The organism is Bacillus sp. SA1-12, from assembly GCF_000981385.1.
Classification (GTDB): Bacteria; Bacillota; Bacilli; order Bacillales; family Bacillaceae; genus Metabacillus.
This window is the reverse complement of sequence record NZ_LATZ01000001.1, coordinates 167,952-182,185: the sequence shown is the minus strand read 5'-3', so window position 1 is coordinate 182,185 and position 14,234 is coordinate 167,952. Positions and strand designations below refer to the sequence as shown.

The window sequence follows — 14,234 nt, the reverse complement described above, 5'->3', positions numbered from 1 at the left end:
TTTTTAAAGAGGAAGGGATGAACACAAATGAAACTGCCAAACAAAATAGCTGAACTTGTTGAGGGCTGTACCTGGGAGAGAATTACGATTGGACAGTCAGAATCGAAAACATTTGTATTGCAAAGCGATAAAACAAATCAGTATCTAAAAATTCAATCATTAGCTGCAATTGAATGCTTAGCAGATGAAATGGAACGGTTAAAATGGCTGCAAGGAAAATTGCCGGTACCAGCTATTCTTTGTTATGAAAAGGACGTGGAAAATGAATACTTGCTTATTTCAGAAATAAGAGGGAAGGATGCCTCAAACAAAACCCATATAAGTGACCTTTCTAATTTAATGAAGCAGCTGGCTGCCGGTCTTAGAATGATGCATGAAATAGAGATAAAAGAATGTCCGTTTGATGAAAGAGCAGACAAAAAAATAGCTGAGGCACACAGACGAGTAAAAAATGGACTTGTGGATTTAGAGGATGTTGATGATTGCAGAAAGGAAGCATCTGCAGAGGCATTATTTAAACAACTTATTTCAAGTAAGCCAAAAAATGAGGATTTAGTCTTTACCCACGGTGACTATTGCCTGCCAAATATTATCATCGACAAAGGGCAATTTAGCGGATTTATCGATTTGGGGAGAGCTGGGATATCAGACAGGTATCAAGATTTAGCTTTGGCTGTTCGAAGCATAATTTATAATTATGGTGAGGAAATGGTGCAAATTTTCCTACAGGAATATGGGGTAGAGAAAGTGGATGAGGAAAAAATAGAATTCTATCAGTTATTGGATGAATTTTTTTAGTAGATTATTAGACGATCGTCGTAACTTAATAGAGTACATTTTTATCAGGTAAATAGAGATCATAACAAAGGAAATTGTTGAAGAAAGTTTACTTTAGGAAACTCTTTTGCCTGAGCATTACTAGTATAGAATAGTGAAACAAGATTGCTCTAGACTCACACGATTATTAATTGTTATGATGTTCAAGGAATTGAATTGTGGAGGCTAGATTGAATGGAACAAAAATATAACGACTTAAAATTAGGAGAACGAGGGGTTATCATAAGCATTATTGCTTATATATTCTTATCCTCGCTTAAATTATTTATTGGATACATAGCAAATTCAGAGGCACTAAAGGCTGATGGTTTAAATAATGCCACAGATATCATTGCTTCAGTTGCCGTATTAATAGGTCTTAAAGTATCACAAAAACCGGCTGATAAAGATCATCCATATGGACATTGGAAAGCTGAAACAGTCGCTTCTATGGTTGCATCATTTATCATGATTGTTGTTGGTATTCAGGTTTTATTTGGAGCGTTTCAATCTGTATTTGATAGCAAGCAGGAGGCACCAGATTTAATTTCCGCATGGACAGGAATCTTTTGTGCCATCATAATGTTTTTGGTTTATCGATACAATCGAAATTTAAGTAAGAAAATTAATAGTCAAGGGCTGATGGCAGCAGCAAAAGATAATCTTTCAGATGCGTGGGTTAGTATTGGCACTGTGATAGGGATTATCGGTTCACAATTTGCCTTGCCATGGCTGGATCCGTTAACTGCTTTTGTTGTAGGTTTGCTTATTTGTAAAACAGCATGGGATATATTTAGAGATGCTTCACATCATTTAACAGATGGATATGATACTGAAAAAATGGATGCTTACAAAGAAACCATATTATCTCAGTTCGGGGTAAAGGGTGTAAAGGACATTAAAGCAAGGAATTATGGGAATAATGCCGTGGTCGATGTTGTCATTCTCGTCAATTCAAACCTAGGGATTCGTGATGCACATGATATATCTACAGAGGTTGAAGAGGTTCTTAAGGATAAGCATGGAGTTTATGATGTGCATGTACATGTTGAACCAAATTAACTACATTATTGGAAAGTGGGAACTTGTGTTAAGTTGGTGCAAGTACTATTTATAGCTGGCATAAATTTTTAAGAAATGTGCACGATATGGATTAGGAATATTATTCATAATCGGAGGCTAGCATGTATGGAACAACAAAAAAATTTACAGCAAGCTCAGCAAGAGGTTCAAAAAGCACATCAGCTACTGCAAGCTAAAAATCAACAATTGTTACAAGCCCAGCAACTGGTACAAACGGAAATACACCAGTTAAAACAAGCCCAACAGAAAGTTGAGAAAGCACAAGAGGATGTCCAAATTGCTCAACAGAAACTTCAGGAAGCACAAAATGCAGCAATGATCTATCAAAATAATCTCCTATAGACGAGTAATATAACAAATTGTATGGATGATGAAGGGGCAATCCAGAATAGAGGATTGCCCTTTTTTACTTAAAAGGAAACCACAAGGTATTTATTTCATCTTTCAGTCAGCCTTTTTTACTAACCACCTTACCTTTTTTAAAATTTAGCTTCATACGAAATGGATATATATAGTTACAAACAGTAGTTATAAAAAGATATGATAACCTTCAAAAAGCAGTTTAGATTTTCGGTTTACCTTTTGAATTGGCTAGGGGAATAATATGAAAAATAAGTGTTTTTAAGTAACAGATATATGCAATTTGAATGACTGCTGCTAAATGCGTTTGTCATGCCCCTTTTTTACACTCCTTTCCTTATCGCATGTAACAGATTTACAAGTAAACTTGATAACAAAACGATCGTTGAATGAAAAAGGGTCAAACTTAAAAAAGCCTTTTGTATTTAAGAACACTGTTAACTTGGTCAAACATTAAGCAGGTATAAAAGCCTTTTTGTGGAATACATATAAAAAGGTCCCTGAGAGGTCGATACTTATTGTAAAATGTAAAGGTATAAAACAACAAGAGAAGGGAGGAATGAACATGGAAAACAAGGAAGCTCCTGCTCTTTGGACAAAATCATTTCTTTTACTTATCATAGGAAATCTCTTTTTATTTATGAGTTTTATGATGTTAATGCCTACAATGCCACCACAAGCAAAAGCACTTGGTGCATCTGATGTGCAAATTGGATTGGTCACATCGTTATTCGCCGTTGCTGCCATTATCGTACGGCCTTTTATTGGCTTTATGCTGGAATCCACCAGCCGTAAATGGCTTGTTGTTGTCGGGGCTGTTATTTTACTATTTTTAACAATCAGCTATACATATACATCGGTCATCTTGCTTTTCCTAGCTGTCAGATTTATTCACGGTTTTGCATGGGGGGTATCAACTACAGTTAATGGAACTGTTGCCGTTGAACTGGTACCGCAAAAGCGAATTGGTGAGGGAATGGGCTACTTCGGCTTATCGGTAACCATTGGAATGATAGTTGCACCGAGCCTAGGAATCTTTTTGTATCAAAACTTTGGTTTTGGAACACTGATCATTGGTTCAGTGATTTTAGGACTGATTGCTATTATCACTCTAGCGATGGGAACGTATCATACACCTAAAGCCGTTTTGGAAAAGCCTTTTAATCCCAAGGAATTTTCTTTCTTTAAATCATTAATCGATAAGGATAGCTTGTATCCCGCAGTCGTTACAATTCTTTCAACCTTTGGCTATGGTGCAATTGTGACGTTTATTGTCATTTTTGGCCAAGAACGGGGAATTGATCAAATCTTTCTATATTATTTCTGTAATGCCGTAATGGCCACCATCGTCCGTCCAATTTCAGGAAGATGGTTTGATGCAAGAGGACCTTGGTCATTGATTGTGGTTTGTGCCTTGCTAACGATAGCGGGCCTATGGGTTTTATCCTATACATATTCTGTTGGGATGCTTATTTTAGCCGGATCATTATTCGGAATAGGCTACGGCTCAATGATGCCTGCACTTCAAGCTTGGGTATTATCCAAAACAAAGCCTGAGCAGCGCGGGATTGCCAATGGGATGTTTTATTCATCGATTGATTTAGGTTTAGGTTTAAGTGCCATTATTTTAGGAGCGGTATCGGCATTTGTCGGGCTGGGTACTGTATTCCAGTTTTCAAGCATCTGCTTTGTTATCGTTATTTTTATGACACTGGTAGATTTTCGTAAACAAAGACAGGGGAAGAAAAAACAATCATCGATTGCCGTCTGAAAATTGTTTTTATGAAATGAGAGGATGATCAAGGAGATCATCCTCTCATTTCGTTTTATTACTTTTTTAATCAGGTATATTCCGAAGAAACTGAATGTTTTACGATTTGTTTAAACAATAGCTCTCTATTTATCTTAGGTGGATAGTAAGATTATTTGCTATTAAATCGTTAAAGGAAATGTACACAAAGAGAAAGAAATCAACATCGTTTATTTCAAATCTATGTGGTACAAATAAAAAACAGTCGAGCGACGTAATGACAAAAGAGAGATATTATGAATATTTTTAGGAGATATAGGATGAAATGCAAATATATTGTCTATTTTGAATGACAAAAAAACTAAAATTGGTTTAAAATGGCCAATCCAGTAATTTCGACCTGTTTTATCCCAATTATTCATTTTTCTGTGAAAATTTACATAATATTTACAATGGCTAAATATTATTATAGTAAGTTTAGACTAGATTGATAAACAATGAGGAGGAGAAAAATGGGTCACAAATACGCTAGGAGGATTTTATCCTTATTTTTGATTTTATCGTTGGTATTTCCTAGTATTCTATTAAATTTTACACAAAAAGCAAAGGCGCAAGAAGTGCCGCTAACTGTAGCCGAAGCAATAGCTAAAAATAATAGTGGAGAGAATGCGACGGTAGAAGGATATATCATAGGGCATACGGTCAGCTCTGCCTCAATTGATTTTGAAGCGCCATTTACTAATGATTTTAATTTTGCTATTGCAGATTCACCAAATGAAAAGGACGGAGAGAAAATCATGCCTGTTCAGTTACCATCTTCGTTTCGTTCCACATTTGGTCTTGCAGCAAATCCTGGTATCATCGGGAAAAAAGTAAGAATCGCTGGTAGTTTAAATGAATATTTTGTGAAACCTGGAATAAAATCTCCAACTGCAATTGAATTCACAGAAGGTACGGGCCCAGTGGATCCTGATCCCGTCATACCAGGTGACCCAATTTCTATTGCAGATGCGCGAACAAAATTAGGACAAGAGGTAACGGTTGTTGGGACGGTAACTGCTGATAACTCTGCTATTGGTGGCGGAAGATTGTCTACCTTTATTCAAGATGAAACAGCCGGTATTAATCTTTTTTCTATTTCTGCTGCCGGTTTTCCAGATTTGAAAGAAGGTCAGCAAATTAAAGTGACAGGTACGATTACATCTTATCGAGGCTTAACCGAAATTGAACCGAACACAGATGGGATTGAAGTCCTTTCAGAAAATAACCAATTACCTGCTCCGGCAGAAATGAGCTTATTAGATTTATCGAACGCTGAACTTGCAGAACCAAAAGAAGGCCAGCTTGTTAAAGCAAGCGGTTTTGTTCAAAGTGTTCCAAGCTCACCAGCAGGCGGGGGTTACAATGTAACCGTGATTGATGAAGCGTTTAACAGTACAACCATTCGCATCATGGAAGCAACAAATGCGATATCTGCTGTTGAAGCTGGAAAATGGTATGAATTTACCGGAGTATTGAGTCAATACGATTCCTTTCAGGTTATGCCACGCAAAACGAATGATATTAAATTACTGGATCCTCAGCCTGAAGCACCTCAATCTGCCGGGGAATATATCTCAACTGTAGCAAGTGTAGTTGACGGCGATACCATCCATTTAAAAACCCCAGTATTAGGGTCAACAAAAGTTCGTTATGTCAATATTGATACACCTGAAACCTATCATACACCCCAAAATGAAGCAGATCAAAACCAGTTAGATCATGGCAATAAGGCTAAAGCGTATCTGAATGAATTATTAAAGCCTGGTGATGAGGTAATTGTAAAACTTGGGAATAAAGCAACGGATGATTACGGCCGTTTATTGGCACAAGTTATTCGTAAACATGATGGTTTGAACACGAATTTAGAAATGGTGAAAAAAGGATATGCATCAACCTACTTCATTTGGCCGGTAGGTGATGAAGCAGATTATAACAAGTTCCAGGCTGCTGTTAAAGAAGCAAAAGATGCCGGACTCGGAATTTGGAATCCAGCCAATCCATTAATGGAGCTGCCTTTTGCCTTTCGTGCCAGAGATGAAGGGAAAGGCTTTACTAGATTTGTGGGGAATTCAGAAACAAAAACGTATGTAACTCCAGAAGAGTGGGAAGAGGTTCCTGTAGAAAAGAGGATTTTCTTTGCTAGTGTAAAAGAGGCGGAAGATAATGGCTATACCGCAGCTGGCATTATAGAAACTGACACAATCAGCGTTCAGTTATTAGGAGTAAATGACCTTCATGGAAAAGTGGACGTAACCGGAACTGTAAACGGAGTGAATTATGGACGTATGGATTATCTTGCTGCATACTTACGCGAGCGAGAAGCAGCAAACCCGAATACACTGATTGTTCATGCTGGAGATATGGTTGGCGGCAGCTCACCGGTTTCTGCTTTATTACAGGATGAGCCAACAGTTGAAATGATGGAATCAATCGGTTTTGATGTCGGAACTGTGGGTAACCACGAATTTGATGAAGGTGTTGATGAAATGCTCCGCCTTATAAATGGAGGAGATCATGCAAATGGAACACCGAATTATGACGGAATTGATTTTCCGATGGTTGCGGCAAATGTAGAGTATAAGAACTCAGGAAATTTAGTATTAGATCCATACGCCATTAAAGAAGTAAATGGTGCAAAAATTGGTTTTATTGGTGTAGCAACAACGGAAACCCCAAACATGATTATTGCAAAGGGTAATGAACATATCCGTTTTACCGATGAAGCAGAAGCCATTAATAAATATGTTCCAGAGCTTCAGGAGCAAGGTGTTGAAGCAATTGTTATCCTTGCTCACGTACCAGGGAACCAATCAGGGGATTCCGCTTCAGGTGACATTGCCAGTATCGCAACAAAAATAAATGATGCAGTTGACGTTATTTTTGCTGCTCACAATCATGTAAAACTAAATGCAGTTGTCGATAATAAATTGATAGTACAAGCTTGGGAATATGGAAAGGCATTTTCTGATGTTGATTTACAGATTGACCGTATTTCAGGTGACATTGTAAAAAAATCAGCAGAAATTGTTGATGTCATCCAAACAGAAACAGAACCGGATCAAGAGGTAAAAACAATTTTAGATCAATACCTGGATGCAGTTGGACCAAAGCTTAATGAAGTTGTTGGCGAAGCAGGTTCAGAAATGACTGGCGGTTATACACAAAAAGGATTAATTGGTGATAACGCATTAGGTAATTTAATTGCAGATGGTATGGCTGCTGCGATGGATAGTGATTTTGCTTTAATGAATGGCGGAGGAATTAGGGATGATTTAAACGCTGGAGATATTACATGGAATGAATTATTTAATATTCAGCCATTTGGCAATACATTAGTCAAGCTTGAAATTTCAGGCGCTGATTTGAGAGCTATTCTTAACAGCCAATTTAGCAGTTATGGTCCTGATGTTAGTATCTCAGGATTCAGCTATACATGGGACCATACAAAAGGTACGTATGGTGAAGTAATTGATATTTATTTACCAGACGGTTCAAAAATTGATCCCGGTGACACATATACTGTAACTGTTAATAACTATATGTACCCTCATAGCAGTGATAAATATCTTCTAGGCGAACTTGGTGTAAACACTGTTCAAGGACCAGAGGATTTACAAGCAACTGTTGATTTTGTAAAAGGATTTGATCATGAGATTTTCTATACAGCAGAAGGGCGAATTTCAGAGGATTTCACTGCTCCAGTCACAAATCACACTTTGTCACAGCCTGATAAAACAAATGGCGAGTACTCAAAGGAAGTCAAAGTCACCCTTTCTGCAACAGATGCAGGTGTTGGGGTCAATTATATTGAGTATAAGCTGAATGATGGTGAATGGCTGAAATACGAGCAGCCTTTAACTATTGCAAATGAAGGTGAATACACACTATCTTACCGAGCGAAAGATAAAGTTCATAACGTAGAAGAATTGAAAACAGTTCCTTTCACAATTAAACAATCATCTATAAAGGATATAGTAAACTTAATTTTAGAAAAGGACTTAAATAATGGTCTTAAGCGCTCCTACAAAAATCATCTTGAAAGGGCTGAAGGAACTCTTCCTGTTAACCCTAAACAAGCGATTTCTATTCTAAATGATGTGAAAAAGAAAATTGAACAACTTCCGAGTAAACAGGTGACAGATCAAGACAAGCAGGAGATAACAAAGCTTATTGAAGAAATCATATCTGGAATTAAGGTGAATTAGTATGTAATATTTGGCTGCTAGATTATGTCTAGCAGTCTTTTTGTTTTATAACAACTTTTAACAGTCTGAAAAAACATAATCGGCGTAAGGGGAGCTATGAAGATAAGATGGGATAACAGCCTGTAAAGATCCGAAAAGTCTCGCTAACTATCCTCAGATGGAGTCTCGCTTTATCCCATCTTAACGGGCAGTAAACGTTTCTTTAGATTCAAGGTAATCTAACAAGATAAGTGTTGTTAACTGTCCGTAAAGATCCGATAAGTCTCGCTAACCATCCTCAGATGGAGTCTCGCTTTATATCTGAAAGAATAGTTATGATCAAGTTTTAATAACTATAAATAAAGGGCATTTACAAAATGGAATAACCTTGCTTGAAAACGAGGTGGACTAGGGATGTTTTTGGAATCATTTGAAACAAAACAGATGTTAGAAGCGATTTTGGGAAGTATTGATGAAGCAATTCATGCTGTAAACTCAGAAGGGATTACGATCTATTATAATAATGTTGCAGCAATGCATGATGGAGTTGAAATTAATGAGGTGCTTGGAAAGCATGTTCTTGACGTATTTCCATCATTAACAAGGCAAACCAGCACCCTTTTGAAAGTGATTGAAACAGGCAAACCGATCTATCAACAATCCCAAACCTATAAAAATAGCAAAGGACAATTGATTGATACTGTCAATACAACGATTCCAATAAAAGAAGGAAATCGGATTGCAGGAGCGGTTGAGATTGCCAAGGATTTAACAAAAGTAAAGCAACTTTCAGAAAAACTGCTTGAGCTTCAGCAAAAAATGAATAATAAAAAAAGAAAACCTGTATCGTCATCTGGCGCTAAATATAATTGGGATGACCTCATTACAAATTGTGATTCAATGAAAAAGGTGATTAATCAAGGTAAAAGGGCTGCCATTAGTTCTTCACCTGTGATGGTTTATGGAGAAACCGGAACAGGAAAGGAGTTGCTTGTTCAGTCTATTCATAATGCCTCTTTACGTAAATCTGGTCCATTTATTGCTCAAAACTGTTCATCTTTGCCGGAGTCATTATTAGAGAGCATTTTATTTGGTACGACAAAGGGAAGTTTTACTGGTGCAGTTGATCGAGCAGGGTTGTTTGAACTTGCCCATGGAGGAACGCTTTTTCTTGATGAAATTCATACGATGCCCTTGGATTTTCAAGCAAAACTATTACGTGTTCTTGAGGATGGCGTTATCCGCAGAGTTGGTGGTACAGAGTCATATATTGTGGATGTTAGAATTATCGTTGCCATGAATGAACATCCTTACCACTGTATGGAAAAGAAGTTGCTGCGCTCTGATTTGTTTTTCCGTCTAAATGTCTTTTTTATTGAGCTTCCCCCATTAAGAGAGCGGGATGGAGATATCCCATTATTAGTCGGTCATTTTATTAAAAAATATAATTATTTATTTAATAAACTGGTCATCCATATCGATGATCAGGTGCTATCAAGGCTTGTAAAACATCAATGGCAAGGGAATGTACGTGAATTAGAACATACAATTGAGTATGCGATGAATATGGCTGAAGGTGATATCCTCACAATAAAAGATTTACCTGTTTTTTTAAAAGAAACATCGCAAGAAGAAGAAATAAACCTAAAACCATTAAAAGAGACGGTAGAAATGATAGAAGCAAAGTTAATTCAACAGGCATTAGTGCAGACAAAGGGGAATGTCCTCAAAGCCTCAGTAATCTTAGAAATTCCCAGACAAACACTTCAGTATAAAATGAAAAAATATAAAATAGTAGTAGAACCGACATCGTGAAAGGAGGATAAGAATGAATCCACCCTATGAAACGATAAACAAAAAAACCCCTTATTACACTCTCCAGTTTTATCTTGATTATTTTAATGAGCGCCTTCGTGTCGATCATTATCAGGGAAATATGTCACTGATTTTAGAAGAGCTTGATCAGCTGGTAAATAAGAACACGTTTACCAAGGTGATTTTTTTTGCAAGGCCTGAGCATTGGCTGCAGCTGTTATCAAAAGGGTTCGAATTAGAGGCGATTATAAAGGGTTATTTCAATGGCACTGACAGCTATATTATGACCTGTTATAAAGATGTCGAACGAAGAACTAGTAAATATTGGATTGAAGAGAATGAGGTTCTTCAAACGATCAAGAAAAAAAGTCCGAAAGATGCTGAAGTAATCCCTGAGCGATATCACTTCCGGAAAGCAGCTGAGCTGGATGCTGATAAGCTTGCAAAATTATATGGGACTGTATTTGCCATTTATCCAACACCTATGAATGACTCGGAATATGTCAAAAAAATGATTAGGTCAGGCACCATTTTTTATATTGTCGAATGTGACAATCAGCTAGTTAGTGCTGCCTCTGCAGATATCAACAAAACTTTCTCACATGCAGAACTTACAGATTGTGCGACATTGCCGAATCATAGAAAGTATGGATTGATGAAAAAACTCCTTATTCAGCTTGAAGATGAATTAAGGAATAACGGTATATTTTGTTCTTTTTCGATTGCCCGTGCCCTTTCTTTTGGGATGAATGCCGCTTTTTATCAGCTTGGTTATGAATACAACGGCAGATTAACAAACAACTGCTATATATTTGACAAGTTAGAGGATATGAATGTATGGGTAAAGGATTTATCAAAAAAGTGAAGTAACACATGATCTGCCGGTTTTTAAGCATAGTGCCGATTTCCTGGCGGGAGAAAGACAGATTCATCTTTTAGATATGCCAAAAATTCAGCAGTGAAACCAAGAATTATATCTGGTTATTGAAGATAATTGTAAAAAAGCATGAAGTAGCAATATTCCTAAAGGCCTTGCCCCCTTATATAGCTGTTGGCACGAAATTTGCAAGATAAATTGTGAACAGCAAAAAAGGGGGAATAATCATGCTACATGATTTATATAAACCGCAGCGCCATTGGAAAGACATTGAATTGTGGAAAGATGTACCCGAAGAGAAATGGAATGATTGGATATGGCAGCTTACTAATACCATTCGTACACTGGATGACTTAAAAAAAGTTATTGACCTCACACCTGAAGAAGAGGAGGGGGTGAGGATTTCTACAAAAACAATTCCGCTAAACATTACTCCTTATTATGCAGCCTTAATGAATCCCAATGATGTAAGATGTCCAATTCGGATGCAATCCGTTCCAATTGGAAAAGAAATTTACAAAACAAAATATGATTTAGAGGATCCGCTTGAAGAAGATGAGGATTCCCCTGTTGCAGGCTTGACACATCGCTACCCAGATCGCGTGTTATTTTTGGTTACAAATCAGTGCTCAATGTATTGCCGTTATTGTACGCGGAGACGTTTCTCAGGTCAGATTGGAATGGGCGTTCCTAAAAAGCAATTAGATGCAGCCATTGACTATATTCGAAATATACCTGAAGTTCGTGATGTGCTGCTCTCAGGCGGTGATGGGTTATTAATTAATGACAATATTCTTGAGTACATTTTAAAAAATCTCCGTGATATTCCTCACGTAGAAATTATCCGGATTGGAACAAGAGCACCGGTTGTTTTTCCGCAACGTATTACCGAAAATCTTTGTAATATCTTGAAAAAATATCATCCTGTTTGGTTGAATACACACTTCAACACGTCGATTGAAATAACAGAGGAATCAAAACGGGCTTGTGAAATGCTTGTTGATGCAGGAGTTCCTGTAGGAAATCAGGCCGTTATTTTGGCGGGGATCAATGATAGTGTTCCGATCATGAAAAAGTTAATGCATGATTTAGTAAAAATAAGGGTCCGCCCTTACTATATCTATCAATGTGATCTCTCCGAAGGGATCGGCCATTTCCGTGCACCGATTTCCAAAGGGCTTGAGATCATCGAAGGTTTACGCGGACATACAAGCGGCTATGCAGTACCAGCCTTTGTGGTTGATGCACCTGGTGGCGGCGGGAAAATTACCTTACAACCGAACTACTTGATTTCTCAAAGTCCGACAAAGACAGTTCTTCGTAATTTTGAAGGGGTTATTACCACCTATCCTGAACCGGAAAATTACGTTCCAGGTCGGGCGGATGATTATTTTCAATCCATTTATCAATCCCATGATCTAAAGCCATCTAAAACAGGAATCAGCGGTTTGTTAAACGATGAAAAATTTAATCTTGTACCAGAGACACTTGATCGTTATAACCGCAGAGAAAGCTTTAAACAAAGCCCAACCTTTTCAACCTTAAAAGAAAAACGGGAAAAGCGTGATGAACTGAAAGAGAAAAAATATCAGGCACAATTAAAAAAGGAAAATAGCAAAGAATGAATGAGCCGGTAAGGGGGTTTGTAAATGAATTGTGAATGGTGTGAGAAATCGGATGCTTTTGAAATCACCTGTACCGTCTATTGGGAGTTGCCAGACGGTACCCGCGCGATTGAAATAACAGAAACACCGGGGATGAAGTGTACGGCATGCGGAATGGAATATCAAACAGAAGAGACGATTCAGCAGCTCGAAGATCAACTCTTATTAATTGATACAACAAAGATTGGCAAGGGAATCACATACGAAGCATTAATGGCGCAGCCGAAATTTTTAAAAAGGAATTATTTTCGGTTTTAGCTAAGTGACATGGCCCGTATTAAAACGAAAGGAATCGGTGACTTGGATGAAACGTTCGTTGTTGATTAAACCGATGATGAAAGAGGCTTATCCAACTGCCACCCATGGTGATGGCATTTATTTATATGATGACACTGGTAAAAAGTATATCGATGGTTCCTCAGGTGCTGTAACAGCAAGTATTGGCCATCGGGTACCGGAAATCATTGAGGCCATGCAAGTTCAAGCAAAAAAAGTTTCGTTTGTGTATCGTTCACAGTTTACCTCGGAGCCTGCAGAGATGCTGGCCCAAAAACTAAATGAACTTGTAGATGCTGATGAAGATTACTGGTCATTTTTTGTCAATAGCGGATCAGAGGCAACAGAAACAGCGATGAAGATAGCGATTCAGCATTGGCAGGAGCAAGGAGATTACAGAAAAACAAGAATCCTTTCACGATTCATCAGCTATCATGGTATCACCCTAGGTGCATTATCAATGTCAGGCCATGTCAAGCGCAGAGAACGATTTGTACCGCTGCTGGAAGACTTTCCAAGTGCAGCGGCTCCATATTGTTACCGCTGCCCGTTTAACAAGACTTATCCTGACTGCCAGTTAAGCTGTGCCAATGATTTAGAAACAGCAATAAAGCGGATAGGTGCCGAGCATATAGCAGCCTTTATAGCTGAGCCACTCGTAGGTGCTGCAGGCGGGGTTATTGTACCGCCAGAAGGGTATTATCAACATATCTCAAAAATTTGTAAACAATATAATATTCTATTTATAGCCGATGAAGTGATGACAGGAATTGGGCGCACAGGGAAAATGTTTGGGATGGATCATTGGGGCATCAAGCCGGATATTATTGCACTTGGTAAAGGAATGAGTGCAGGCTATACCGCGATGGCAGCTGCCATTGCAAGTGAGAAGGTGATGACCCCAATATTAAAAGGGTCCGGTTCGATTATGAGCGGTCATACCTATAGTGCAAATCCTCAGTCTGCAGCTGTTGCTTTAGCAGTATTAGATTATATTGAAAAACATAGACTGATAGATAAGGTGAATGAAAACGGCAATTATTTACTGCAGAAATTGGATGGGATTTCCAAAGAACTTGACATAATAGGGGATGTGCGAGGAAAAGGGCTGATGATTGGTGTAGAGTTTGTGGCCAACCGAATGACGAAGCAATCATTCAGCCCAACTGAAACAGTCACAAGCCGAATTGTTGACAGAGCACGGGAGAAGGGATTGCTAATTTACCCTGCTTCAGCGGGTGATGGAGGAGTACATGGTGATGCAATTATTATTTCTCCGCCTTTTATTATAACAAAACAGGAAATTGATCAGCTAGTACATCTTTTAAAAGAGACAGTAGCAGAAATTCAAAAAGAATTAGGTTGAT

General features: G+C 38.0%; 10 protein-coding genes. All 10 read left to right on the top strand.

Going from position 1 to position 14,234, the window contains the following annotated elements; all coding sequences use genetic code 11:
- Nucleotides 1-27 precede the first annotated feature (27 nt).
- The 10 genes from WQ54_RS00795 (at nucleotide 28) to WQ54_RS00750 (ending at nucleotide 14,233) form a co-directional block, all read left to right on the top strand.
- On the top strand, nucleotides 28-798 hold the full coding sequence (locus WQ54_RS00795) for an APH(3') family aminoglycoside O-phosphotransferase (protein ID WP_046510676.1): 771 nt from the start codon (nucleotides 28-30) through the stop codon (nucleotides 796-798).
- 213 nt (nucleotides 799-1,011) lie between these two features.
- Complete coding sequence (locus tag WQ54_RS00790) at nucleotides 1,012-1,878, top strand: cation diffusion facilitator family transporter (RefSeq protein WP_046510674.1); 867 nt, start codon at nucleotides 1,012-1,014, stop codon at nucleotides 1,876-1,878.
- A 126-nt stretch (nucleotides 1,879-2,004) separates the two neighbouring features.
- The gene (locus WQ54_RS00785; protein ID WP_046510672.1) at nucleotides 2,005-2,241 is read left to right on the top strand and encodes a hypothetical protein; all 237 of its coding nucleotides are present in this window, start codon (nucleotides 2,005-2,007) and stop codon (nucleotides 2,239-2,241) included.
- 583 nt (nucleotides 2,242-2,824) lie between these two features.
- Nucleotides 2,825-4,030 (top strand): MFS transporter, encoded by a 1,206-nt coding sequence (locus WQ54_RS00780; protein ID WP_331434631.1) that lies wholly within the window; start codon nucleotides 2,825-2,827, stop codon nucleotides 4,028-4,030.
- A gap of 491 nt (nucleotides 4,031-4,521) precedes the next feature.
- The gene (locus tag WQ54_RS00775; protein ID WP_052737605.1) at nucleotides 4,522-8,256 is read left to right on the top strand and encodes a 5'-nucleotidase C-terminal domain-containing protein; all 3,735 of its coding nucleotides are present in this window, start codon (nucleotides 4,522-4,524) and stop codon (nucleotides 8,254-8,256) included.
- A gap of 399 nt (nucleotides 8,257-8,655) precedes the next feature.
- On the top strand, nucleotides 8,656-10,050 hold the full coding sequence (locus WQ54_RS00770; RefSeq protein WP_156177604.1) for a sigma-54-dependent Fis family transcriptional regulator: 1,395 nt from the start codon (nucleotides 8,656-8,658) through the stop codon (nucleotides 10,048-10,050).
- A 13-nt stretch (nucleotides 10,051-10,063) separates the two neighbouring features.
- Nucleotides 10,064-10,915: a putative beta-lysine N-acetyltransferase gene (ablB, locus tag WQ54_RS00765; RefSeq protein WP_046510667.1), complete on the top strand. Its 852-nt coding sequence runs from the start codon at nucleotides 10,064-10,066 to the stop codon at nucleotides 10,913-10,915.
- A 239-nt stretch (nucleotides 10,916-11,154) separates the two neighbouring features.
- Nucleotides 11,155-12,552 carry a lysine 2,3-aminomutase gene (gene ablA / locus WQ54_RS00760; protein ID WP_046510665.1) on the top strand — a complete coding sequence of 466 codons (1,398 nt, stop codon included), beginning with the start codon at nucleotides 11,155-11,157 and terminating at the stop codon, nucleotides 12,550-12,552.
- A 24-nt stretch (nucleotides 12,553-12,576) separates the two neighbouring features.
- Nucleotides 12,577-12,849 carry a YokU family protein gene (locus tag WQ54_RS00755; protein WP_046510664.1) on the top strand — a complete coding sequence of 91 codons (273 nt, stop codon included), beginning with the start codon at nucleotides 12,577-12,579 and terminating at the stop codon, nucleotides 12,847-12,849.
- Between the two features lie 46 nt (nucleotides 12,850-12,895).
- Nucleotides 12,896-14,233, top strand: coding sequence for an aspartate aminotransferase family protein (locus tag WQ54_RS00750; RefSeq protein WP_046510662.1), 1,338 nt, complete (start codon nucleotides 12,896-12,898; stop codon nucleotides 14,231-14,233).
- Nucleotide 14,234: the final 1 nt, after the last annotated feature.